Origin of the sequence: Microbacterium sp., from assembly GCF_051953575.1 — a bacterium.
In the GTDB taxonomy this organism is placed as follows: Bacteria; Actinomycetota; Actinomycetes; order Actinomycetales; family Microbacteriaceae; genus Microbacterium.
Map to the genome: position 1 here is coordinate 1 of NZ_JBQCIP010000050.1, position 22,134 is coordinate 22,134.

The window sequence follows — 22,134 nt, forward strand, 5'->3', positions numbered from 1 at the left end:
CGTTTGGGGTGTGCTTCCTCATCGCTGCTGCGTTGCTCGTCATGCGTGCGCTGCGGATGTCGCTGATCAGGGCCGCCAATCCCTCAGCAATCCTTCTGGAGGTCACGGTATCGAAGAAGAGCAAGAAGGAGTTCGCGGTCACAGCGCCGTACTTGAGTTCCGGATGGTCGCACGTTCTCATGATTCGCGAAGACTCAGTCTCTCTGTGGTCCGGACCGCCGCTTCGGCAGAAGGAATTCATCGAGGCCGCCCACGTCCGAAACCTCGAGTACGTCGACGCGCCTGGGCGCTGGATGGGCGGCGGTGGCCCGATCAGCCTGGAGTGGACAGACGTTCTGGAATGGAAAAGGGCACGTACCGACCGCCGGCTGGAACTTATTCCTCTCGGGGGCGGTCCGCTCGGTAACTCCGCGCCCCCGCCGCGGCTCACCGCAGACGCGACCCACCGTGCATGGGCTCTGATCTCTTCGGCGAACGCGAACAAGCAGCTTGGCGGCTCGACGGGGTCGTCTCCCGCCTAATCCGCGCGCGGTCAGGGATGCCAATCGCACGCGGTCACCCCCGCCCGCCTCACCCGTCATGCGTACAGTGCACGAATAGGGATCCGTAAGCGGGCGGTGCACGTATAAGGTCCGTCCAGGGCCAACCGGGATGAGCATGACGGCGGGTGACTATTCGGTGACCGCGTCCCGCAAGTGATGCATCACGCGCTCAAGATGCCCGTTTCGATCCCAGACAAGGTAGTTGGTGCCGTCGCTGAGGAAGAGGCGGACAGCGAGAGATTCCCCGTATGCCAAACCGTCGCCGACGATGGTCGGCGCGTTCTCCACCTGCAGGCGGAGCAGCGCCGACCTCGCGTAGAGCGACGCTGTGACGTCGTGAGTGCCCGTTCCATGCCGCGCCGCGACCACGAAAAAACGTTCCGTGAGCACGAGCACCGTATATTCGTCCGCGTCCAGCTGAGCGGGCATGAGGTGCGCGAGCCAGATTGGGTCCGGCCCCACAGCCGCGTGGATCGCCGACAACGTCCCAAGCATGGTCGCGGGGTATCGGTTGTGAACCCTCAGGTCGCTCCACGCAGGATTGCTCGCCTGGACGCGGTCTCGGAACTCGCTCAGCCACGCGCCGAGCCCTCTTGCGGTCATCCCGTCAGCGTAGGACGTGGCTGTCCCGCACTTACCCCTGCGGCGCGGACCATTGCTTAGCACCGCGCACTTCAATGCATGGTCGACGTGTCGACCCCGACGATCGCATCCGGGCGGTACCCGGAGACCAGCCCCTCGGGCGGCCGGGAATCCCCCAATGTCGGGGGCCCTCGGTATCTTCACCATATGCGAGGTGTGAGGTGTCGTACACGCCGCGCCCCGATCGCTACGCAGGGTGAAGCTGCAACGATCGCGGCCAGTGTGTTCAAGGGGGCGAGCGCAATGCTCTGCCCCTATTGCGGATGGTGGCACGTCGTCGGGCACGGTTCACCGATCGAACGTCCGAGCAAGCCACGAAAGCGACGCTAGGGCCGTCGCCCGCCGCTCTTGAGGCCCGCACCCGCTGATTCCGGCCGCGGCGGGGTAGTGGAGCGACGATCATCTTGCGAGGAGGACGCCGTGCTGACCGATCATGATCGAGCAGGGCACTATGGTGGGGACATGGCCGCCACGGAGCTCCGATTCGCGACGCCCCCAGTCCGCGCCGTCGAGTTGACGATCTTCTTTGATGCCGTGCCGCTGAAGCTCGTAAGCCTCACGCCGCTCGTCTCGTCGCTCCAGACGAAGTTCCCGCACGTCAGCGAAAGATTCGCTCGGATGCCCTGGATTAACGAGGACGCCCCGAACACGGCGCCTGCTTTTCTTGAAGAAGAGTCGGAGCGCTTCCCGTTCCCCTGGCTGACGTTCAAGGATGACCAAGGACGTGCGGTCTCGTTTCAGGACGATCGGCTGCTGCTTCGATGGGAATTCGAAACGGGGCGGGAGTATCCCGGGTTCGTCGCACTACGGGCGGACCTCGGGCGAGAGTTTCAGTCGTTCGTGACACATGCCGAAGAATCGACTGGTGGCTCCGTGATTGTCCAGCGAGTCCGGGCGGAGTACGAGAACTCTATTCCGGAGCGCGCGGCATGGACTGCGGCTCAGCAATCCTTCTCCGTGGAAACCGATGCGCCAATTACACCCGTTCCAGGGCTGCAGGCCGTGAACTCAGGGGGATTGTTCCACTTTACTGACGACTCCTACGTTACGCATGTCGAGTATGCGGCGTTCTCCGATGCGACGGATGGCTCTCTCTCTCTTCGTTCGACGACGCATGGGGATGATGCCGTAGCAGCGTTCGACGCGCTGGATGTGGCGCACAGCCGACTCATTGAGTGCTTTGCTACCCTAACGACGAAAGAACAGCAGGAAGCCTGGGGGCCACGATGACTTTGCTGGCGGAACGCGCCTACGCTCGCCCTTTCCAGAAGGCCCCCCGCTCGCATTTAACGCAAACTCGCGTCGAGCCGTCGGCATACAGACCGAGCTGGGGCGCCAGGCCGAACCGGGCGCTCGCGCGGGCTACAGCACAGTTGCGCGCGCTCAGTGGGATCCGCCCGACCGCAACCCTTGAAATGCATCGCCTTTTGCGCACGTCGCTGCAAGACGACACCGCGTACGCGACCATTTCCCCGGATGGCGATGGTGGGCTAATCGCTCAGTGGCGGGCCGGACGCAGCTATATCACCATTGAGCTGTCAGCAGAGGACGCTTCATTCACCTGCGCTGACATCGATGGCCGGCTCATCGCGAATATTGTGACGCCCGGACAACTGGACGCCGACCAGGTTCGATACGCGCTCGCGCGCTTTACCCACGCCCTGGTGAAGGCTAACCCCAATTGGCGGCAGAACTTCGCTTGAATGACCGACGAATGGGTCGTCGACGACGACAGCATCCCTGACGGAGACTACGTCCATCGACGTCTGACCGAGCCCGGTGACTTGATCATTGACCAGATATCCGGTGAGCTCACGCTCGGCATCACCGCTTATCGGTATGCGAACGACGGGATGAGCGTCTACATCACCCAGGCGATGACTGCGCAAGGCCTCACCGATGTAGATCTGGTCACTTGGGAAGGCCAAGCACTCGCGCGTGTCACAGTCGCCACCGTGCGTCGCGCCGATGAAGGGGCCGAGTATGTTTCGAGGGCACAACCCGGCGGGACTGTCGCGCAAGGCGAGGAGCGCGAGACTCCCGGCGGCGTGATATACAGCGAAGGCGATCATCACGACGAACGGCTGCGTCGGTCGCATGGTCTCGTGCGTGTGCATGAGCGTCCACCAGCGAAGCGTCTATGGAACGCGTTTCGCAACAAGCTGCTGCAGAACACCGAGGTGAAGCGAGCCCGGAATGCGGCATGGCAAGACCCCGCGCTACGCGCCTGACCGAGCAGCACCACGGTTGCGCATGCGCAAAATGCTTAGGTCAACTCGTGTGGGAGATTCGGCGTCCGCCGGGATTTGAAGATTCGCGTCTTGGAGTAACTGCAGGCCGGGTCGGGTCGCGATCGCCTTCACTTGTAGCGATGCAAGAGTGACGGGCTCCGGGGCGGATCTATTTGCCCAGCCCCACAGCCGAGTGCCGGGGGTGCTCGCGTAGCAGCCAAGGAGCTGGACGCGTCCGACGACGATGCGATCGGCAAACTCGAATGAGAGCGTTCCTGCGGCGAGATCAGCTGACCAACGATCTGCGGTTCCGGCGCCCCACTGCTCGGCGGCCCGCTGCCGCTTAGACAACGCCTCGACGTGTCCCTCGACGATCAGCTGTTTCAACTCGGCAGTCAAAGATGTGACCCTGCCGGGTCAGCGGGCGGACGTTATGGAGCGGACGTGTCCCAAACCGGATGACCTCCGAGCAGGTACTCGGCAAGCACGCACACAACGATCGCGAGCAACGCCAGCCCGCCGCCCCAGGCCCCCGTTGCATGACCAGAACGACTCAGGACGCCACTTTCGCCCACAAGCAGCGACGACGAGCTCGCCTCTCGGATCGAACGTCCTTCGTTTGGCATGGGTCCAGAGTATGTCCCTTCGACAATCGCGATGAGTGACAACATGAGTCCCGCTGGCAGGTGCCGCCGTGGGCTGAATAAGGGTCGGCGGTCCCTAGACTCGGCAGGCAGAACTCGCATGACGAGTGCGTCAAGCAGCTCCCCCTGCGCGACGAGAGGCCGGAGATCTATGCGCTATCGAGATGAGTCGATCCGGGCGCAGCTGATCAGACTCCCCGGCGAGGAGTACATATCTGATGACTGGGTCGACTTCTCCGTAGCCACACAGACCGGTCTCCGCACAGTCTGCAATGACGGAATGATCGTTGTCTTGGTTTGGCAGCCCGGCAGTTGGGACGTCATCGCATACGGAGCGAACGGACTTCAGCAACTTACTTGGCCAGATTCGGACGTCTCCGCCAGGCTCATCAGCTTGCTTGACGACTGACCAGCTGGAACCGCGGGCCGGGCTCAACCTGGTCGGGCGACTTTTGCGATGCCGCTGCGCGAAGGCCAGTCGGTCAACGCGCGCGGTCCCGGGACAGCGCCACCATGCCGGATGGTTCGCTGGCGATGCCCGCATACCCCGCGCGAAGGTATGCCCCATGACCGCGCGCTATTCGAGCGTCGCTGGCCTCGCAGACGAAACGCGCTCCCCAGAGGTAGCGTCGAGACCATGGCCACCCCTTCTGACCGCCTGCTCGGATGGCGCGCTGCCGCTCGCTGGCTACTGGCCCTCCTCCTCGCAGCTGCCGGACTGTCCCACCTCACCTGGGGGCGCCGTGGCTACCGCATCGTCGTGCCCGACTGGTCGACGCGACTGACCGGCCTCGAAAAGGATGCGATCGTCGTCGGATCCGGGGTGGTCGAGCTCGTGCTGGCCGGAGCGGTCGCGACGATTCCTCGGCAGCGCAGTGTCGGCTGGCTGGTCGCGGCGTTCTTTGTTGCCGTCTTTCCCGGCAACGTCCATCAGTGGCGCACCGGCCGGTCCGCGCCCATGCTCCGCACCGACCGGGCGCGGTTCATCCGCCTGCTGCTGCAGCCGATTCTCGTCGTCTGGGCGCTGTGGGCGACGCGCTAGCCGCAACCACGAGCTACCGGCGACGTAGCAGCATCCCTCGACGATCAGGCAGGCTGGCCCAGTGATCGCCCTGATCTCCGCACCGACCAACCTGGGGCTTCGGCCTCCGCAACCCGGAAGCGTGCCGGGCGCCGACAAGGCTCCTGCGGCGTTTCGTGAGGCCGGCCTGTTCGGGCGGCTCGCCTCTCGCGGCGCTCGAGACGCCGGAGTCGTCCTCGCGGGCCGGTACGTCGATGACGACGGCACGAGATCGCCGGGCCACGTGCGCAACGAGGCAGCCCTCGTGACACACGCCCGGCTGCTCGGAGCCCGCGTCGCCCAGACGCTGCGCGGCGGCGATCACCCCGTCGTGATCGGCGGAGACTGCAGCGTGCTGGTCGGCATCGGCCTGGGCCTCGTCGCTGCCGGGCCGACCGGCCTGGTCCACATCGACGGCCACACCGACTTCCGCCACCCGGGCAACAGCGACGCGTGCGCCAGTGTGGCCGGTGAAGACCTCGCCGCCGCAATAGGACTGCACTGGCCGGCGATCTCTGACATCGACGGCTACGGCCCGTACTTCCCGGCCGCGCGCTGCGCGCACATCGGCCACCGCGACGACGACGAGCAGCTCGACGAGGTGGTCGATCGCCTCGGTCTCGTGCTCTCCGCCCGCGCGTCGGCGGCGGTCGACGCGGATGCGCTCCCCGCGACAGTCCTCGAAACGACCGGACCCGGCTACTGGCTCCAGGTCGACGTCGACGTCCTCGACCCCAGCGTCATGCCCGCCGTCGACAGTCCCGACCCCGGCGGCCTCATGCCCCAGCAACTGTCCCGCATGCTGACCGCGCTCGCTCCGCAGGCGATCGGCGCCTCGGTCACCGTCTTCGACCCCGATCTCGACCCCGACGGTCGCTATGCCCGCCTGCTCACCGACGTCCTCGTGCCGGGCCTTGCACTCGTCGGCTCTGGCCTCGCGGCATGGCGTCGCTGACGGGGATGCCGGCCCGGCCACTTTCCCGGCGGTTCAGTTCCTGATGCGGAGCGGCCGACGCGCTGGGCACGCCATCCCGAACTGGTCGGATCACGGTACAGCCCGCAAGACTCAAGACGCCGGCGCTGTCACAGCATTCCGGTGAGCACCCCGCCGTCAGCGCGCACGGCCGCTCCATTCGTGGCGGATGCCAGCGGACTGGCGAGGTACGTCACGAGGTTCGCAATCTCGGCCGGGTCGATGAACCGCTCCAGCAGCGTCGTGCTGTTCTGGCCGATGATAGCCGCCTTGACCCCGTCGACAGGAGCAGACTGCGACTGGGCGATCGACTCGACCGTCGCGGCGACGCCATCCGAGTAGGTCGGGCCGCCCAGAACGGTGTTGACCGTCACGCCGGTACCGCGAGTGAGCTTGGACAGCCCGTTGCCGAGAGCGATCATCGCGGCCTTCGTCACGCCGTACGGGATCATGTCTGCCGGCACGTTCACGCCGGACTCGCTGCTGATGAACAGCACCCGGCCCCACCCTCTGCGCAGCATCCCGCCCAGCAGGTGGCGCGAGAGACGCACGCCGCTCATCACGTTCACCTCGAGATAGCGCGCCCACTCTTCATCGCTGACGGACTCGAACTCGTCCAGCCCGAAGATTCCGACGTTGTTGACCAGGATGTCGACTTCCTCGAGCTCGCCCCAGAGGGCCTCGACCTCGGCGGGTGACGAGAAGTCGGCCCGTCGACCGCTGTGATCCGCTCCGGGGTACGCGGCGCGCAGCCTCGCCACGGCGGCATCCACGCGTCGCTGAGACCTGCCGTTCACGATCACCCGCACGCCTTCGGCCGCCAGACTCGATGCGATCGCAAAGCCGATCCCCTGCGTCGAACCGCTCACGAATGCTGTCTTGCCCTGCTGGTGCAACTCCATGCTTCACTCCTCATCGCGCCGCTCACCGCGGAATTAACTTGCTCAGGCAAGTAACGTAGATCTAATAACTTTCCCAAGCAAGTTTCTCCGCGATAGGCTCGTCGCATGCCGCGTTCCGCCGACCCCGCCGCTCTGAGTCCGGAGCACCTGGAGGTCTGGGCCTCCGTCGCGACACTGCTCGAGCGGCTACCCGCTGCGCTGGATGCCCAGCTCCAACGCGACAGCGGCCTGACGCACTTCGAGCACGGACTGCTGTTCGCGCTCGACAGCGCACCCGAGCGCACGCTGCGGATGAGCACACTCGCCGGCTACGCGAGCAGCACGCTCTCGCGGTTGTCACGTGCGATCTCGAGACTGGAGAAGAAGGAGTGGGTGCGCCGTCACACCGACCCGACGGACGGCCGCGTCACCCTCGCGACGCTGACCGAAGCGGGCCACTCAGAAGTCGTGCGGTCGACGCCGGCGCATCATGCCCTCGTCGAGAGGCTGGTCTTCGAATCGCTCACCGATCAACAGGTTCGCCAGCTCGGCACGATCAGCCGACGCATCGCCGAAGCCATCGATCCCTCCGCTCCCGTGTGGAGTCCTGAGGCCACTCTCCCCGCAGCGCCGTAACTCCCGGCACACCGGGCTCAACGCTCCGGTCCCGGTCAGTCGGCTACCCGACCAGCGACTGCGTCCCCAGCACGATCGCGAGCTGCAGTCGCTCCGCATCCTCCGTACCCGGGGCTGCCGTGTAGACCATGATCCGCAGGTCGTCCTGCGCGACGACCAGCGTGTCGCAGTCGACGGCGATGGGGCCGACGGTCGGATGGTCGATGATCTTGTGGCGTGACTGCTCGGCGGGTGCGGCATCCGTCACCGTGTTCCAGAGCACCTCGAAATCGGGACTCGCGGCACGCAGGTCGGCGACGAGGCGGCGCAGCCGCGCGTCGTGCGGATAGCGGGCGACCGTCGTGCGCAGGTCGGCGACGAGGCCGGCGACCTGCTCGGCCTGCTCTTCGGGGGTCTGCCGAGCGCGGGAGCGAGGGCCTACGACGTTGCGCCACACGCCGTTGCGTTCGTTGCCGCGCAGGTCGGCGGTCGGCCCCATGAGCGCGTCGTACGGCGGGTTCGCGACGATGAGGTTCCAGGCCGCGTCGTAGACGACGACGGGGATGCCGTCGAACCGGTCGAGCAGGCGCTGGATGCTGGCAGGGATGCGCCCCGAGACGACACCGGCCCCGGGCGCACTGCGGCCCGCCAGCTGGAACAGCAGGTCTCGCTCGGCATCCGAGAGGCGCAGGGCACGGGCGAGCGCCTCGACGACCTGCTCCGATGGCGCCGTCGCGCGTCCCTGCTCCAGCCGGGTCAGGTAGTCGACCGAGATGCCGGCGAGGGTCGCGAGCTCTTCACGGCGCAGGCCGGCTGCGCGGCGGCGGCCGCCTTGGGGGATGCCGACGGCCTCGGGAGTCACCCGGTCGCGCCAGCGGCGCACGGCGCCTCCGAACTCCCACGCTTCCATGCCTCCAGTGTGCGCGCTGCCCGCAGCCTTGTCGTGGTACTGGGAGTCCTAGGAGAACGCGACGACTGCCTGCGCCGGCGCGAGCGGCGGACGCTGGATGCATGACAACGACACTGATCACCGGGGCGAACAAGGGCCTCGGCAAGGAGACCGCCCGCGCACTCGTCGACGCAGGGCACACGGTCTGGCTCGGCGCCCGCGACTGGGCCCGCGGACGGGCCGCGGCCGACGAGGTCGGCGCACGCTTCGTGCAGCTCGACGTGACCGACGACGCATCCGTGACCGCGGCGATCGCCACCATCGCCGATTCGGGCACGGGACTCGACGTGCTCGTCAACAACGCCGGCATCGCCAAGTACGGCAATGGGTTCGTCGAACCGCGAGACAGCGCGAGCGTGCTCGAGGTCTTCGACACCAACGTCGTCGGGATCGTGCGGGTGACCGAAGCCGCACTGCCGCTTCTGGAGCAGTCCACGAACCCCGTCGTCGTGAACGTGTCGAGCGCTCTCGGCTCGTTCTGGGCGACGCACGAGCCGTCGCGGCCCGCGTCGAGCTTCGTCTCGCTCATCTACGGGTCGAGCAAAGCGGCGGTCTCGATGCTCACCGTGCAGTACTCGCGGGCGCACACGAACGTGAAGTTCAACGCCGTCGAGCCCGGCATCACCGCGACCGAGCTCGGCGGTGGCGACCCTGGCAGCCACCCCGGGCGTCCGGCCTCGGTCAGCGCAGCGGTCGTCGCGAAGTTCGCCATGATCGGACCCGACGGCCCGACCGGCACCTTCCAGGAGGATCAGGGCGAGCTCGGGTGGTGACCACCCAGGCGTGAAGGTGGCCCGGCAGGGGTGCGCGAGGAGCGTGCCCCTGCCATGTTCACGCGCTTTCTCGGCCACTCTGGGCGCACGGGACCGCGATGGTCGCGGCATCCCTTCGTCGTCGGCGAGACTCGTGGATACGCCGACCGCAGAGGAACCCGATGATCACCGTTCACCTTCGCTACGAGATCGACCCCGACAAGCTCGACGAGTTCACCGAGTACGGCCGCACGTGGATCCGGCTCGTCAACCGGCTCGGCGGCACGCACCACGGCTACTTCATGCCCAGCGAAGGCGACAGCGACGAGGCGTTCGCCCTCTTCACGTTCCCGTCGCTGGCCGAGTACGAGGTCTACCGCAACGCTTCGAAGACCGACGCCGAATGCCAGGAGGCCTTCGAGTTGGCGCGCCGGACGGGGTGCATCCGCCGGTACGAGCGGCGCTTCTTGTCGCCGGTGTTCTCGTAACCGCGACCCGGCGCTACGGCGTCGGATGCTGCACGACGATGTCGCGCTGCGGCCCGTAGTGCAGCGGAGAGGCGACGAAAGCGACCACCGCGATCAGAGCGAGCGCCGACACGATGACGCAGATGCGCGTCATGACGACCGGCGTGCGCTCGCCGGACGCCCTGCGCACCAGGATGAAGACCGCCCACCCGATGAGCGCCCCGGCGGTGTTGACGATGAGGTCGGTGGTGTCGAAGCTGCCCGTCGAGATCAGGTGCTGCACCGTCTCGAGCACGAGGCTCGTTGCGAGTGCGGCCAGCCCGGCCTTGAACCACGCCCAGGTCGGCGCCAGCGCCCCGATGAACAGGCCGAACGGCACGAACAGCACCAGGTTGATGACCATCTCGACCGGCGTGCTCGCCCCCGCGTCTCCGCTCGGCACGAACGGCACCAGCTTGATCGGGCGGGCCAGGCCCGCGGCGTCGCCGATCCACGGGACCTCGAGCTTCCACAGCACCACCCACGCCAGCAGCGCAAGGTAGACGACGAATGCGACGATGAGGATGCCGCGGCTGCGACGCGCACGAGGCCTGGCCGAAATGGTCACAGGGCATCCTCTCGCGAGACCCTGTGAAGCGCCGAGTCAGTCCGAGCCGAGGGCAGCGACGGTCGAGGCACGAACCCCCTTGCGCCACGGCCCCGGCGCTGCCCGCGTCAGCGCAGCAGCTTGGCGGCGCTGCGCACCGCCGACACGCTCGCGATCGCGGCGGCGACGCTCATCACGATCGGCGTGACGGCGATCACCAGCGCGATCGAATTGGGTTTGAAGACCGTGCCGCTCGGGCCAGACACGTAGGCGCCGATCGGCAGCGAGACGCCGCCCCCGCCGCCGCCCGAGCCTTCGCCTTTGCCTTGGGGGATCCTCTCGGTGGGAGGAGTCTCGCCCGACCCCTCCCCGGCGCCGAACCCGAAGACGACGATCGCGACGGGCACGATGTCTTGCCCGCCGACCGTCGACTTCTCTCCGTACGCGATGCGGGCGCCCCACGAGGGAACCGCCGCGGCAAGCTTCTCGACCAGTCTCTCCGCCATGCAGCGACCATAACCCTCAGCCCGCCGCAGGACCAGGGCCAGTCGTCCGTCACTCGGAGATCGAGATCGTCTCCGACAGCGTGTCGCCGCTGTCGGTGATCACGCGCCGGAACACATCGCCGTCGCGCACGTACATCCCGGCCTCTGCGCCGGTGATGTAGTACTGGTCGGCGGCGTCGCCCGGGAGCATCGTCGGCGTGAGGTAGAGCAGGTACTGGGTTCCGGTACTGAGCTTCTCGTCGATCTGCTGGCGCACCTCGATCTCGTCGCCGACCTGGATCGTGCCCGCCTCGGCATCGACGTTCGAACCGAGCGACGGGTTGCCGGGAGTGTTCTCGACCACCACGGTCGCCACGGTCGCATCGCCGTCGACGCTCTCGGCCTGCACGGTGCCGACGACGATGTCGGTGCTGTCCAGCGCCATCGCGTCGTTGCTGTCGTACAGCGTGGCGCGACTGCCCGAAGAAGACGTCGTGCAGCCGGCGAGGCTCACTGCGACGAGCAGCGCGATCGCCGTCACCGCCATCCCGTGTCGTCGTGAGGTCATGGTCACCGCTCCGTCGCGTTCGGTCGGGCTTCGGCGCCAGCCTAACGCCAGAATGCGCAGATCAGAATCCGAAAGCGAAAGAAGGATGCGGCCGGCATCCGGACCCCCGGGTTCACCAGACGGTGCCGCCGCCGATCGAGATGCCGCCCCAGGTGAGGGCGATGAAGATGGCTGCGAAGACGACCGGGGCGATGCCGGTGCCGCTGCGCGCGAGGCCCTTGAGCAGGGCGATCACGGCGAGGACAGCGGCGATCACCGAGAGCAGGCCGCCCAGCACCAGCCCGATGAACAGGGGGATGGGCATGAGCACGAGACCGGCCAGCGCGAACCAGAACGCGGCCCAGGCCGTCGGGTTCGACTGACGTGTGTGGGGGGAGGACATGCCCCCATCCTCTCGCGTTTGCGCGGGGCCGCCCGGCCGCCGGCATCCTCTCCTCAGTCGATCCAGAGCACCACGCCGGTCATGCCGGTCAGCACGGCCGCCGCACCGGCCCGGATCGCCGCGTCGCCGCGCTTCGGCGTGAACGAGTCCTCGTCGAAGTGCGTGGCCGAGCCGAGTCCCTCGCCGCGGAAGCCGGCGCCGGTCCAGTCGACCGCCGTCACGTTGTCCGTGGGCTCGGCCAACTCGGCGCCGAGCACGAGGAACGACACGTCGAGGTGGTTCGGCGTGACCGTCGCGAGTGCGTCGATCAGGGACTCGCCGGTGCTGACGATGAGGTCGGGCTTCATGTCCATCGCGTCGACGATCGCCGGGATCGCGCCGGACTCGTCCGCGACGACCGTCCGCAGCGACACTCCCTCGCTCGACGCCCACTGCTGGACGGCGGCGTTGAGCACGTCGGTCGTGGCATCCGTCCCACTGGTCAGCAGCACGACGCGGTAGCCGGGCGACGGTGAGACGCCGCGCCACGAGCCGTCCGCGGGCACGACGGTCGCCTCGGGCGAGGGCGCGGTCTCGGGGTGGAAGCCGGCGCCGGGCGTGCCGACGATCGTCGGCTCTGCGCGTGGGGTGGTCCAGTCATCGGTGGCGCAGCCGGTCAGCGAGAGAAGGAGCACGGCAGCAGCGGTGGTCGCGGCGAGGGCGCGGAGAAGCACGGTCGTCCTAGGGGATGGAGAGCGGGATGCTTCCAGCATGCGCGAGGGGCGCCCACCCGCAGCCCCCGCAACGGGTCCGTTCGCCGACTGTTCGCTTTGCCGGCCCCACTCGTTCACGCGGCCGGGCCGGGCGCGTCACGTGCCGCCGGGAGGCTCGCCTGTTGGAGCCGGGCGACACCCGACGCCATTCCCCCACCCGCTTCCAGACAGAACGGAAGACACATGCTTTCGGAAGCAACCTCGCGGCCCTCGGGCCGCGCGGCCCTGTGGCTCTCGGCCGCAGCGGTCAGCGCCGCCCTGGCGTTCGGCGGTGCGTTCGCCGCGCCCGCCGGCGCACACGCGGCCACCACGGCGACCTACACCGGCATCGTGCTCGGCGTCGGCGCGGACGAGACCCAGCGCACGGTCACCTGGTACTCGTCGGACGACAGCGCGCAGGTGATCCAGGTCGCGCCCACCGCCGCGCTCGTGAACGGCGAGTTCGTGGCCTCGGTGACGACCTTCGCCGCCACCGGCACCGCGAACATCGCGTCGAGCGGCGGCTTCAACCGCCACGCCACGATCTCGGGCCTGCAAGAGAACACGCAGTACTCGTACCGCGTGGGCTCTGACGGCAACTGGTCGACGACGTACTCGTTCAAGACGCAGTCGTTCGAGGGCGACTTCGACTTCCTGTTCTTCGGCGACCCGCAGATCGGCGCCTCGGGCAACGTGGCGAACGACCAGGCCGGCTGGGTCGACACCATGAACGTCGCGCTGAACGCCAACCCGAACGCCGAGCTGCTCGTCTCGGGCGGCGACCAGGTCGAGACGGCGAACACCGAGGCGCAGTGGGACGCGTTCCTCGCGCCCGAGCAGCTGCGCTCGTACCCGTGGGCCGCGACCATCGGCAACCACGACGTGGGCGGCAAGGCGTACGAGCAGCACTTCTACACGCCCAACACCGACTACTCGGCGGCCTACTACCGCGCCGGCAACACGGCCACCGAGTCGGGCGGCGACTACTGGTACATCTACAAGGACGTGCTGTTCATCGACCTGAACAGCAACAGCTACAACAACGCGACCGGCGGCGGCGACGCGGCTCACGTGCAGTACGTGACCGATGTCGTGAAGGCCCACGGCGCGCAGGCGAAGTACACCGTGCTCGTCTACCACCACTCGATCTACTCGGCCGCTTCGCACGCGAAGGATGCCGACAACAAGGTGCGTCGCGTCGACTTCCCGACCACGTTCTCGCAGCTCGGCGTCGACCTCGTGCTGCAGGGTCACGACCACGTCTACACGCGCAGCTACGAGATCAAGGACGGCCAGAAGGCCAACGCCGACGAGCAGCCGGGTGCCAACGAGGTGTTCGTCGGAGAGGGCGGCGTCATCTACATGACGGCCAACTCGGCGTCGGGCTCGAAGTACTACAACATCACCGCGCCCGACAACAGCGGCACGAGCGGTGCGGGCAACGGCGCTGACCCGCTGAACCCGTCGAGCTACTGGTACAACTCCGTGCAGAGCCAGGAGAAGACCCGCAGCTACGTCAAGGTGCAGGTGAAGGCCGACGAGCTCGTCGTCGAGGGCATCCGCTCGCAGACGTCGCCGGGCGGCGGCGTCGACTCGAAGATCGACTCGGTGACCATCCACCCGCACCACGCGGACGGTGGCGAGGACGTTCAGGTCATCGTCCCGACGGCCGCTCCGGGCGAGTTCGGCTGGACCATCGACGGCCAGAACGGCCTCGTCGACCTCGGCACGGCCGTCGAGAAGGACGGCTACTTCGAGGCCAAGGGCGAGATCAACCCGATCGCCGTGTCTGACACGCGTGCGTCGCTCGCCCCGTGGTCGATCACCTCGGTGCTCGGCGACTTCGCCGACGGCGACAAGACGTTCCAGGCCAGCTACCTCGGCTGGACCCCGAAGGTCGTCACGCCGGGTGCCGGCGCGGTCGCCGGTGCGGCCGTCAGCTCGGGCTTCGACGGCGGCGCGGGCCTGTCGGTCGACCGCGTGCTCGGCGCGGCGCTGCAGGGCCACGAGAAGGGTGAGGCGCTCCTCGGCGCGAACCTCGACCTGAAGCTGCCGACTGAGACCCAGACCGGCAGCTACCGCGCGACGCTGACGATCACGGCGCTCGCCGGCTGATCGACCGATCCGCCACCTCGCGTCCGTGGGAGAGAGCCATCGCTCTCTCCCACGGACCGTCCCGTTTCCGCACCACCCCGAAAGCCCACCCGTGAACGCACGCCCCGCTTCCCTCCGATCCCGCCGTCGCATCAGCGCGCTGTGCGCGGCCGCCCTCGTCGCGCTCGCCGTCGCCCTCCCCACGGCATCCGCCGCCGCGGCCGACGACAGCACGGACGTCAACTGGACCGTCCGCACCGAGTCCAACGACTTCGGCTCCGACCGCACCAACTACGGCTACACGATCGATCCCGGCGGCACGGTGACCGACGGGATCGTGGTCGCGAATCACGGCCAGGAGCCCGTCGACCTCAAGGTGTACGCCGCCGACGGATTCACCTCCGACGACGGCGCCCTGTCGCTCGTCGTCGCCGGCGAGGAGTCGAAGGCGGTCGGCGCCTGGATCACACCGGGTCAGGAGACCCTGACGCTCGGCCCCGGTGAGACCGCCAGCATCCCGTTCACCGTCAGCATCCCCGACAACGCGACGCCCGGCGACTACGCCGGCGGCATCGTCACCTCGCTGACGGTGCCCGACGCCCAGACCGGCGTGAACGTCGACCGCCGACTCGGCATCCGCGTCAACCTGCGCGTGGGCGGCGACCTCGCGCCGGCGCTCGCCGTCGAGAACCTCTCGGTCTCGTGGAACGGCGGTCTCAACCCGTTCGCCGGCGGTGACGCCACCGTCACGTACACGCTGCACAACACCGGCAACGCGGCGATCTCTGCCGATCCCGCCTCGACGGTGGGCGGCGTGTTCGGCCTGCTCGCGGTCGACGCGCCTGACGCCGACGCGGCGCCCGAGCTGCTGCCCGGCGAGAGCGTGACGCAGACGGTCGTCGTCCCGAACGTGCCGCCGCTGTTCGCGCTGCTCGCATCGACCACGGTGACCCCGGTGGTGACGGATGCCGCCGGCTCGCGTTCCCCGATCGCCGAGGTGTCGGCATCCGCCGTCGGCCTCGCCGTGCCGTGGACGCTGCTCGTGATCGTGGCCCTCATCGCGGTCGCGCTCGTGCTGGTGCTGCGTCGCCGAGGCCGGAACAAGGCCGAGGCGCAGCAGCGCGAGGACGCCCGTGTCAGCGAGGCCGTCGCTCAGGCGCTGGAAGAGGAGCGCGCGAAGTCGACGGTCGGCGCCGCCGACTGACCCCTGTCACACAGCGCCCCGCCCCTCGGCCGAGTCCGAGAGGCGGGGCGCTTCGTCATGGCCGCGAGAGCCGGCCGCGGCTCAGCGACCCGATACCGGCGTGGGCTCGGAAGAGGACTCGGGCTCCGCGACCACGGCGGGTGCGGCATCCGCTTCACCGCGCTCGGAGGGGATGCGGGTGACGTACCAGAGCGCCGCCACGACCGCGACGAGCACGAGGTACCAGACCACCGGGAAGCGGGCGATGCCGTCGAACACCGGCTGCAGCACGGTCGTGCCGTCGAGGCTGATCGCGATGATCCACGCCGAGGCGGCCACGATCGCCAGGCCCGCGATCACGGTGCGAAAAGCGGGGTACGCACGGGCGTGCGAGAGCCAGATCAGCAGCGGCAGCACCAGCACGGCGGCGCACAGCTGCGCGAGTTCGACGCCGATGTTGAACCCGAGGATCGCGACGAGCTTCTCGCCGAAGGCGAGGTTGAGATCGAGGATCGTGGTCGCGAAGGCGGTGCCGTGGACGAGGCCGAACACCCCGGCGATGAGCAGCTCGCCGCGGGGCATGAGCGGCTTGATCGCGTGGACCGCCGCGACCACGATCGACACCGCCACGAGGATCTCGACCGGCTTGGTCGGGAACGAGACGACCCCCAGCGACACCAGCGCCAGCGTGATGAGGTGGCCGACCGTGAACGACGTGATGATGAGGGCCGCCCGCAGCACCGCGCGCTTCGTCGGGATCGGCTGCGTCCAGCGGAACCCCCGCCGCGACCGCGCCGCCAGCGACGGCGCGACGATCAGCAGGGTGGTGAGGAACAGCAGGTGGTCGGTGCCCTCGGCGATGTGCAGCATCCCGAGCCACACGACAGAGAAGAAGCCGTGCAGCGGCGTCTGCTGCGCGCGGTCGAGGGTGATCTCGGTGACGCCGCCGCCGAGCACCCCGACCACCTCGGGATCGCCCTCGGCGACCTGGCCGTTGTTCCAGTCGCTCACCAGCGCCACGTACACCTGATGCGAGGGGACGACGTCGAGGATGAAGTCGTAGTCGAGTGTGACCGCGCCGTCGATCGGCCGGCCGCCGTCGGCGAAGCGGATCGTGGTCTCGATCGAGTCCTCGCCGTTGACGGTGACGAACTCGGGCGTCTCGGTCACCGTCGGCGCCAGCTTCGTCGAGCCGACCGACACCGTCACCCGGTTGAGAATGAACGACATGAGGTTGTCGGCCACGGCGTCCAGCTCTGCCTGATCCGTGTCGAGGTCGTAGCCGGTCGCCGCGACGAACCCCGCCTTCTGGATCTGCATCTTCACCTCCACGGCGTCGGAGTGGACGGTGACGAACACTCCGGTGCTGCCCGCCGGATGCGCAGACGCGCCGGTCGCGGGAACCAGCACCAGCAGGGCGGCGAAGACCGCGGCGATGCCGAGGAGAAGAGGACGTGTGAGGCGGGGGACGGCAGAGAGCACTCGGCGACGTTAGTGAGCCACGGCGAACAACAGCCCAACGGGAAGTGACGCGCGGGCGCGGCGTCAGACCCGCCGCAGGCGCTCGGCCTGCCGCAGAAGGTGCTGCTGCTCCAGGACGCTGGTCGCCCGGCGCGCGGCCTCGGCGTACTCGGCGGTGGCGGCATCCCGCTCGCCCGCCCGTTCATGCAGGTAGGCGAGCGCCGCGTGGTACCTCGGCACGTCGGCGTCGACAGAGTCGAGGGCAGCGAGCCCGGCGCGCGGCCCGTCGGCCTCGCCGACCGCCACCGCACGCCCCAGGCGGATGACCGGCGAGTCGCCGAAGGCGAGCAGCTCGTCGTACCACTCCACGATCTGCACCCAGTCGGTCTCGGCTGCGGTCGGCGCATCCGCGTGCAGCGCCGCGATCGCCGCCTGCGCCTGATACTGCCCGAGCCGGTCCTGCGCGAGCGCGTACTGCAGCACCTCGACGCCCTCCGCGATCGCCGCCACGTCCCACCGGGTGCGATCCTGCTCTGCCAGCGGCACCAGCTGTCCGCCCACTACCCGCGCCGGAAGCCGCGCGTGATGCAGCAGCATGAGAGCGAGCAGCCCCGCGACCTCGGGCTCGTCGGTGAGAGCCGTGAGCTGGCGCGTCACCCGGATCGCCTCGGCCGCGATGTCGATCTCGCCCGAGTAGCCCTCGTTGAACACGAGGTAGAGCACCCGCATCACGCGCGACAGGTCGCCGGGCTGATCCAGCGGGATGCCGGCGAGCCGCTGCTTCGCGCGGCTGATGCGCTGCCCCATCGTCGCCTCGGGCACGAGGAAGGCGTCAGCGATCTGCCGCGTCGTGAGACCCGCGACCGCGCGCAGCGTCAGCGCCGTCGCCGAGGATGCCGTCAGCGCGGGATGCGCGCACAAGAAGTAGAGCCCGAGCGTGTCGTCGTGCTGCGGCACCGCACCGGGCTCGGGCTCCAGGGCGAGCTTCTCCTCCCGCGCCGCGCGCGCCGAATCGCTGCGCACCTGGTCGAGGAACGCATGCCATGCGACCGTGACGAGCCACGCCCGCACATCGCGCACCTCTTCTGCGGGCGGTCGCTCGCCCGCCCGCAGAAGCGCGGTCTGCACGGCATCCTCGGCCGACGCGAAGTCCGCGCCGCGCCGGACCAGGATGCCGACGACCTCGGGGATCGCGCGGCGCAGGGCCGTCGCATCCATGTCACTCCGCGTCGGCGGTCGTCGAGAACATGACTTCGCGCAGCTCCAGCCACTCGCCCAGGGGCTTGCCGCCGGCCCACGGCGCGGCCGACAGCTCCGACGCGAGCTCCACCGCGCGGTCGTACGAGTCGACGTCGATCATCATCCAGCCCGCGATGAGATCCTTCGTCTCGGCGAACGGGCCGTCGACGACCGGCGGACGCCCCTCGCCGTCGAAGCGCACCCAGGCGCCGCCCATCGCGAGCCCCTCCGATGCCAGCAGCTCGCCCGAGTCGAAGAGGCGCCGCTCCATGTCCTGCATGTACTGCACGTGGGCGGCCCATTCGTCCGGCGTGAGCTGGTCCATGGGGACCTGGTTCACCGAGGGGCGCCCGCCCCGGTAGTGCTTCAGCATCAGATACTTGGCCATGACAGCCTCCCGTTCGGTGCGGCCCATTCTGGCCGCTTCGCAGAGGAGACGGAACCGGCCGGGTGTTCTCTACATCCCCGGTGAAGAACTTCGGGATTCAGGATGCCGGGCCCCCGGCATCCTGGACCGTCAGTCCTCGTCGGGCAGCAGCGTGCCGGCGGCGTGCGCGTAGAACAGCTTCGCCGCCGCCTCGGGGTCGCCGGCGTCGAGCGCCTCGACGAGGCTCTTGTGCCAGTCGGCGGCCACGTGCCAGTCGCCCGGATAGTCCGGGTCGGCGAGCACGTGGAAGGAGCGCAGGCTCGGCTCGATGATGTCCCACATGCGGGGGAGGTAGACGTTGCCGCTGGCTTCGACGACGGAGCGGTGGAAGGCGAAGTCGAGCTCGCGGAACGCGCCCAGGTCTTTGTCGTCCGCAGCCTCGTGCATCTGCGCGATGAGGGCTTCCAGTGCCGCCCGCGTCGTCGCGGTCAGCGTGCCGCACGTCAGACGGCCCACGATCGACTCCAGCTCGGCGCGCGCCTGGCGGGCCTGCGCCACCTCTTCGTCGGTGTAGCTCGTGACGAAGCTGCCCTGATGGCGCACGTGCGTCACGAGGCCCTCGTGCACGAGCTGCTTGAGCGCGTCGCGCACCGGCGCCTGGCTGACCTGCAGGCGTCGGGCGAGCTGCGACTCGACGAGCTGCTCGCCCGGCTCGAGCGAGCCGTCCTTGATCATCGTCTTCACGAGCTCGTAGATCTGGTCCGACAGCAGACCGCGCTTGAGCTCGGTGACAGAGCTGAGGGCGTCAGTCACGGGGCGCCTCCCTTCCCGGCACCCCGGCCGCCGCGCCCAGGTGGGCGGCGAGCCACGCGTCGGCGATGATCGCCGACCCCTGCGGCGTGGAGTGCACGCCGTCGGGCACGATCGCGGCGGCGCCGTGCTCGGCCGCCGCGGCCGTCACCGTGTCGTGCAGCTCGACCAGCGTCGCGTCGAACCGCTCCGCCAGGCGCCGCACGGCCTCGCGCTTGGGGTTCAGATCGTCGAGCCACGCCACCTGGTCGTCGCGGACCGGCACGAAGAACGGCTCGATGAGCAGGATGCGGTCGACGCCGGCATCCCGTGCCGCCTGCAGCAGGCCGGCGACGGTCGCCTCGAAGTCCTCGACCGACGTCGGGTCGTCGGCGTCGAACCGGCGCCACATGTCGTTGACGCCGATATAGACCGTGAGCACGTCGGGGCCGGCGGCGAGGATGTCGTCCCAGCGCGCCTCGAGGTCGACGGCGCGGTTGCCCGAGATGCCCTTGTTGACGACCGTCTCGCCGCGCTCGCGGACAGCCTCGGCGATCAGGCTGACGTACCCGTCCCCCAGCGAGGCGGCGTCGTCGCGGTCGCGGCCGGAATCGGTGATCGAGTCGCCGGCGAAGACGAGCGTGGTCGTGCGAGGCATCCGTTCAGTCCCATCGTTGGAGCGTGCTCCGTCAGCCTAATCGATAATCGCTTGCGCGGTCCCCAGTGACCCGCAGCGCCGCGGCTGTCGTGAACATACCGTCTCGCGGGCATCCGTGGCGAGCACTCCTGCACGGACGGTCACGGGCCGTCGGTGGCCTCGATGATCTGCCGCATCACGTCGAGCGGGATCGCGTCGCGCTCGCCGTCGGCCCACTCGTGGACGACGAACGGGACGCCCAGGCTCTGCAGGTAGGCGACGGTCTTCTCCAGCCGCGGAACGACGTGGATGTGGTCGTTGCCGAACAGCTCGGCCGTGTACACCGGCTCGCCGCTGCGGATCGCCTCGCGCAGCTCGACCGTGGAGCGGCCGGTGATCCGGTACAGCGCCTTCAGCACCTCACTGCCGAAGTCCGGGGTGCCCGAGATGGTGACTGAGAGCGCGTTCTGCGCGGCCGGCTGCGACATCGATCGGGTCCCCTCGTCAGCGTGCGCGCTCCACACTAATCGGCGGCCCTCGGGCGAGGGGGCAGAATCGAACGGACGCGAGGAGGCGCCATGACCGATGTCACCCGTGACCCCGACGATCTCGCCGCGCTGCGTGCGGCATCCGACGTCCTCGGTCTCGACGCGCTGCTGAGCCCGGCCGAACGAGACGCCCGCGACGGCGTGCGGGCGTTCGTCGACGCCGAGATCCGTCCGCACATCGCCGAGTGGTTCGACCGGGGCGTCTTCCCCGCGGAGCTGGCCCCCGCCCTCGGACGCCTCGGCGTGCTCGGCATGACGCTCGAGGGGTACGGGTGCCGGAACGCCGGCGCGGTCGAGTACGGCCTGGCCGCGCTCGAGCTCGAAGCCGGTGACTCGGGCATCCGCACGTTCGTGTCGGTGCAGGGCTCGCTCGCCATGGGGTCGATCCACCGCTGGGGATCGGACGAGCAGAAGCAGGAGTGGCTGCCGCGCATGGCCGCCGGCGAGGCGATCGGCAGCTTCGCGCTGACCGAGCCGGGCGCGGGGTCGGACCCGGCGAGCATGACGACGTCCGCGCGACGCGACGGATCGGACTGGATCATCGAGGGCGCCAAGCGCTGGATCGGCCTCGCCTCGATCGCGCAGATCGCCGTGGTGTGGGCGCAGACCGACGAAGGAGTGCGCGGCTTCCTCGTGCCGACTGACGCGCCGGGGCTCGACATCGCCGTGCTGGAGCCCAAGGGCTCGATGCGGGCGTCGGTGCAGACGCAGCTGACCTTCGATCGCGTGCGGGTGCCGGCATCCGCTCTCCTCCCTGAGGCGCGCGGCCTGCGCGGACCCTTCTCGGCCCTGAATGAGGCCCGCTACGGCATCGTGTGGGGCGCGCTCGGTGCGGCCCGCGACAGCTATGAGGCGGCATTGCGGCATGCGCTGCGGCGGGAGCAGTTCGGGCGCAAGGTCGCCGGGTTCCAGCTGACGCAGCGCAAGCTCGTCGACATGGTCGTCGAACTGCAGAAGGGCGCGCTGCTCGCGCTGCAGATCGGACGGGCCAAGGACGCCGGCAGCCTGACTCCCGCGATGGTCTCGCTCGGCAAGCTCAACAACGTGCGCGAGGCGATCGCGATCGCCCGCGAGGCCCGCACGATCCTGGGCGGCGAGGGCGTGCTGCTGGAGAACTCCCCCATCCGCCACGCTGCGAACCTGGAGTCGGTGCGGACGTACGAGGGCACCGACGAGGTGCACACCCTGATCCTCGGCCAGCACCTGACCGGGCTGAACGCGTTCCACTGACGGGCCGATTCGGCGCCCGTTGCGGCATCCAGTACCATAGGAGGGTTGTCCGTGTGAGTGCGCGCCTGCGTGCCCGCG

General features: G+C 68.8%; 27 protein-coding genes. 12 read left to right on the top strand and 15 right to left on the bottom strand.

Annotated elements, in window-relative coordinates:
* A partial coding sequence (locus ACTHNQ_RS03795) for a hypothetical protein (RefSeq protein ID WP_440331224.1) occupies positions 1–521 on the top strand: 521 nt, incomplete at its 5' end.
* Positions 522–671: 150 nt separating this feature from the next.
* Here the strand turns inward: ACTHNQ_RS03795 and ACTHNQ_RS03800 are convergent.
* Positions 672–1,145: a hypothetical protein gene (locus tag ACTHNQ_RS03800; protein WP_440331226.1), complete on the bottom strand. Its 474-nt coding sequence runs from the start codon at positions 1,143–1,145 to the stop codon at positions 672–674.
* A 501-nt stretch (positions 1,146–1,646) separates the two neighbouring features.
* Here ACTHNQ_RS03800 and ACTHNQ_RS03805 point away from each other — a divergent pair.
* The 3 genes from ACTHNQ_RS03805 to ACTHNQ_RS03815 are packed head-to-tail and all read left to right on the top strand — an operon-like array spanning position 1,647 to position 3,415.
* Positions 1,647–2,414: a hypothetical protein gene (locus ACTHNQ_RS03805; protein WP_440331228.1), complete on the top strand. Its 768-nt coding sequence runs from the start codon at positions 1,647–1,649 to the stop codon at positions 2,412–2,414.
* On the top strand, positions 2,411–2,887 hold the full coding sequence (locus ACTHNQ_RS03810; protein ID WP_440331230.1) for a hypothetical protein: 477 nt from the start codon (positions 2,411–2,413) through the stop codon (positions 2,885–2,887). Before ACTHNQ_RS03805 ends, ACTHNQ_RS03810 begins: the two co-directional genes overlap by 4 nt.
* Complete coding sequence (locus tag ACTHNQ_RS03815; RefSeq protein WP_440331232.1) at positions 2,888–3,415, top strand: hypothetical protein; 528 nt, start codon at positions 2,888–2,890, stop codon at positions 3,413–3,415.
* On the opposite strand, the gene ACTHNQ_RS03820 is transcribed toward ACTHNQ_RS03815, so the two are convergent.
* Positions 3,404–3,814: a DUF6882 domain-containing protein gene (locus tag ACTHNQ_RS03820; RefSeq protein ID WP_440331233.1), complete on the bottom strand. Its 411-nt coding sequence runs from the start codon at positions 3,812–3,814 to the stop codon at positions 3,404–3,406. The two genes, ACTHNQ_RS03815 and ACTHNQ_RS03820, sit on opposite strands and share 12 nt — an antisense overlap.
* Before the next feature lie 882 nt (positions 3,815–4,696).
* Between ACTHNQ_RS03820 and ACTHNQ_RS03825 the strand changes: the two genes are divergently transcribed.
* Positions 4,697–5,101, top strand: coding sequence for a DoxX family protein (locus tag ACTHNQ_RS03825; RefSeq protein ID WP_440331235.1), 405 nt, complete (start codon positions 4,697–4,699; stop codon positions 5,099–5,101).
* A gap of 61 nt (positions 5,102–5,162) precedes the next feature.
* Positions 5,163–6,074, top strand: a complete 912-nt coding sequence (locus ACTHNQ_RS03830; RefSeq protein ID WP_440331236.1) for an arginase family protein — start codon at positions 5,163–5,165, stop codon at positions 6,072–6,074.
* A 128-nt stretch (positions 6,075–6,202) separates the two neighbouring features.
* On the opposite strand, the gene ACTHNQ_RS03835 is transcribed toward ACTHNQ_RS03830, so the two are convergent.
* On the bottom strand, positions 6,203–6,994 hold the full coding sequence (locus ACTHNQ_RS03835) for an SDR family NAD(P)-dependent oxidoreductase (protein ID WP_440331238.1): 792 nt from the start codon (positions 6,992–6,994) through the stop codon (positions 6,203–6,205).
* 105 nt (positions 6,995–7,099) lie between these two features.
* Between ACTHNQ_RS03835 and ACTHNQ_RS03840 the strand changes: the two genes are divergently transcribed.
* The gene (locus tag ACTHNQ_RS03840; protein ID WP_440331240.1) at positions 7,100–7,609 is read left to right on the top strand and encodes a MarR family winged helix-turn-helix transcriptional regulator; all 510 of its coding nucleotides are present in this window, start codon (positions 7,100–7,102) and stop codon (positions 7,607–7,609) included.
* A 43-nt stretch (positions 7,610–7,652) separates the two neighbouring features.
* On the opposite strand, the gene ACTHNQ_RS03845 is transcribed toward ACTHNQ_RS03840, so the two are convergent.
* Positions 7,653–8,498: a helix-turn-helix transcriptional regulator gene (locus tag ACTHNQ_RS03845; RefSeq protein ID WP_440331242.1), complete on the bottom strand. Its 846-nt coding sequence runs from the start codon at positions 8,496–8,498 to the stop codon at positions 7,653–7,655.
* Between the two features lie 101 nt (positions 8,499–8,599).
* Here ACTHNQ_RS03845 and ACTHNQ_RS03850 point away from each other — a divergent pair, with 101 nt between their 5' ends.
* Entirely contained in the window at positions 8,600–9,310 is a 711-nt protein-coding gene (locus ACTHNQ_RS03850; protein WP_440331244.1) for an SDR family NAD(P)-dependent oxidoreductase, read from the top strand.
* Between the two features lie 161 nt (positions 9,311–9,471).
* Positions 9,472–9,777 carry an NIPSNAP family protein gene (locus tag ACTHNQ_RS03855; RefSeq protein ID WP_440331246.1) on the top strand — a complete coding sequence of 102 codons (306 nt, stop codon included), beginning with the start codon at positions 9,472–9,474 and terminating at the stop codon, positions 9,775–9,777.
* A 13-nt stretch (positions 9,778–9,790) separates the two neighbouring features.
* Here ACTHNQ_RS03855 and ACTHNQ_RS03860 read toward each other — a convergent pair whose 3' ends face one another.
* The 5 genes from ACTHNQ_RS03860 to ACTHNQ_RS03880 all read right to left on the bottom strand — a co-directional run bounded on the left by ACTHNQ_RS03860 (position 9,791) and on the right by ACTHNQ_RS03880 (position 12,490).
* A complete protein-coding gene (locus ACTHNQ_RS03860; RefSeq protein ID WP_440331248.1) occupies positions 9,791–10,363 on the bottom strand; it encodes a VanZ family protein in 573 nt (190 codons plus the stop codon).
* 107 nt (positions 10,364–10,470) lie between these two features.
* Positions 10,471–10,848 (bottom strand): hypothetical protein, encoded by a 378-nt coding sequence (locus ACTHNQ_RS03865; protein WP_440331250.1) that lies wholly within the window; start codon positions 10,846–10,848, stop codon positions 10,471–10,473.
* 49 nt (positions 10,849–10,897) lie between these two features.
* Positions 10,898–11,395 (bottom strand): hypothetical protein, encoded by a 498-nt coding sequence (locus ACTHNQ_RS03870; protein ID WP_440331252.1) that lies wholly within the window; start codon positions 11,393–11,395, stop codon positions 10,898–10,900.
* 112 nt (positions 11,396–11,507) lie between these two features.
* Positions 11,508–11,777: a hypothetical protein gene (locus ACTHNQ_RS03875; RefSeq protein ID WP_018173646.1), complete on the bottom strand. Its 270-nt coding sequence runs from the start codon at positions 11,775–11,777 to the stop codon at positions 11,508–11,510.
* Positions 11,778–11,830: 53 nt separating this feature from the next.
* A complete protein-coding gene (locus tag ACTHNQ_RS03880) occupies positions 11,831–12,490 on the bottom strand; it encodes a hypothetical protein (RefSeq protein ID WP_440331254.1) in 660 nt (219 codons plus the stop codon).
* 222 nt (positions 12,491–12,712) lie between these two features.
* On the opposite strand from ACTHNQ_RS03880, the gene ACTHNQ_RS03885 reads away from it, so the two are divergent.
* Positions 12,713–14,623 carry a fibronectin type III domain-containing protein gene (locus tag ACTHNQ_RS03885; protein ID WP_440331256.1) on the top strand — a complete coding sequence of 637 codons (1,911 nt, stop codon included), beginning with the start codon at positions 12,713–12,715 and terminating at the stop codon, positions 14,621–14,623.
* Positions 14,624–14,714: 91 nt separating this feature from the next.
* A complete protein-coding gene (locus ACTHNQ_RS03890; protein ID WP_440331257.1) occupies positions 14,715–15,806 on the top strand; it encodes a WxL protein peptidoglycan domain-containing protein in 1,092 nt (363 codons plus the stop codon).
* Between the two features lie 81 nt (positions 15,807–15,887).
* Here ACTHNQ_RS03890 and ACTHNQ_RS03895 read toward each other — a convergent pair whose 3' ends face one another.
* The 6 genes from ACTHNQ_RS03895 to ACTHNQ_RS03920 all read right to left on the bottom strand — a co-directional run bounded on the left by ACTHNQ_RS03895 (position 15,888) and on the right by ACTHNQ_RS03920 (position 20,766).
* On the bottom strand, positions 15,888–17,267 hold the full coding sequence (locus ACTHNQ_RS03895) for a HupE/UreJ family protein (RefSeq protein WP_440331258.1): 1,380 nt from the start codon (positions 17,265–17,267) through the stop codon (positions 15,888–15,890).
* A gap of 63 nt (positions 17,268–17,330) precedes the next feature.
* Positions 17,331–18,464: an RNA polymerase sigma factor gene (locus tag ACTHNQ_RS03900; RefSeq protein ID WP_440331260.1), complete on the bottom strand. Its 1,134-nt coding sequence runs from the start codon at positions 18,462–18,464 to the stop codon at positions 17,331–17,333.
* Between the two features lies 1 nt (position 18,465).
* Positions 18,466–18,873, bottom strand: a complete 408-nt coding sequence (locus ACTHNQ_RS03905; protein WP_440331262.1) for a YciI family protein — start codon at positions 18,871–18,873, stop codon at positions 18,466–18,468.
* Between the two features lie 129 nt (positions 18,874–19,002).
* Complete coding sequence (locus ACTHNQ_RS03910; protein ID WP_440331264.1) at positions 19,003–19,665, bottom strand: GntR family transcriptional regulator; 663 nt, start codon at positions 19,663–19,665, stop codon at positions 19,003–19,005.
* Positions 19,658–20,299, bottom strand: coding sequence for an SGNH/GDSL hydrolase family protein (locus tag ACTHNQ_RS03915; RefSeq protein ID WP_440331266.1), 642 nt, complete (start codon positions 20,297–20,299; stop codon positions 19,658–19,660). The genes ACTHNQ_RS03910 and ACTHNQ_RS03915 overlap by 8 nt, the downstream gene beginning before the upstream one ends.
* A gap of 140 nt (positions 20,300–20,439) precedes the next feature.
* On the bottom strand, positions 20,440–20,766 hold the full coding sequence (locus tag ACTHNQ_RS03920) for a hypothetical protein (protein WP_440331268.1): 327 nt from the start codon (positions 20,764–20,766) through the stop codon (positions 20,440–20,442).
* Positions 20,767–20,856: 90 nt separating this feature from the next.
* Here ACTHNQ_RS03920 and ACTHNQ_RS03925 point away from each other — a divergent pair, with 90 nt between their 5' ends.
* Positions 20,857–22,056 carry an acyl-CoA dehydrogenase family protein gene (locus ACTHNQ_RS03925; RefSeq protein ID WP_440331269.1) on the top strand — a complete coding sequence of 400 codons (1,200 nt, stop codon included), beginning with the start codon at positions 20,857–20,859 and terminating at the stop codon, positions 22,054–22,056.
* Positions 22,057–22,134: the final 78 nt, after the last annotated feature.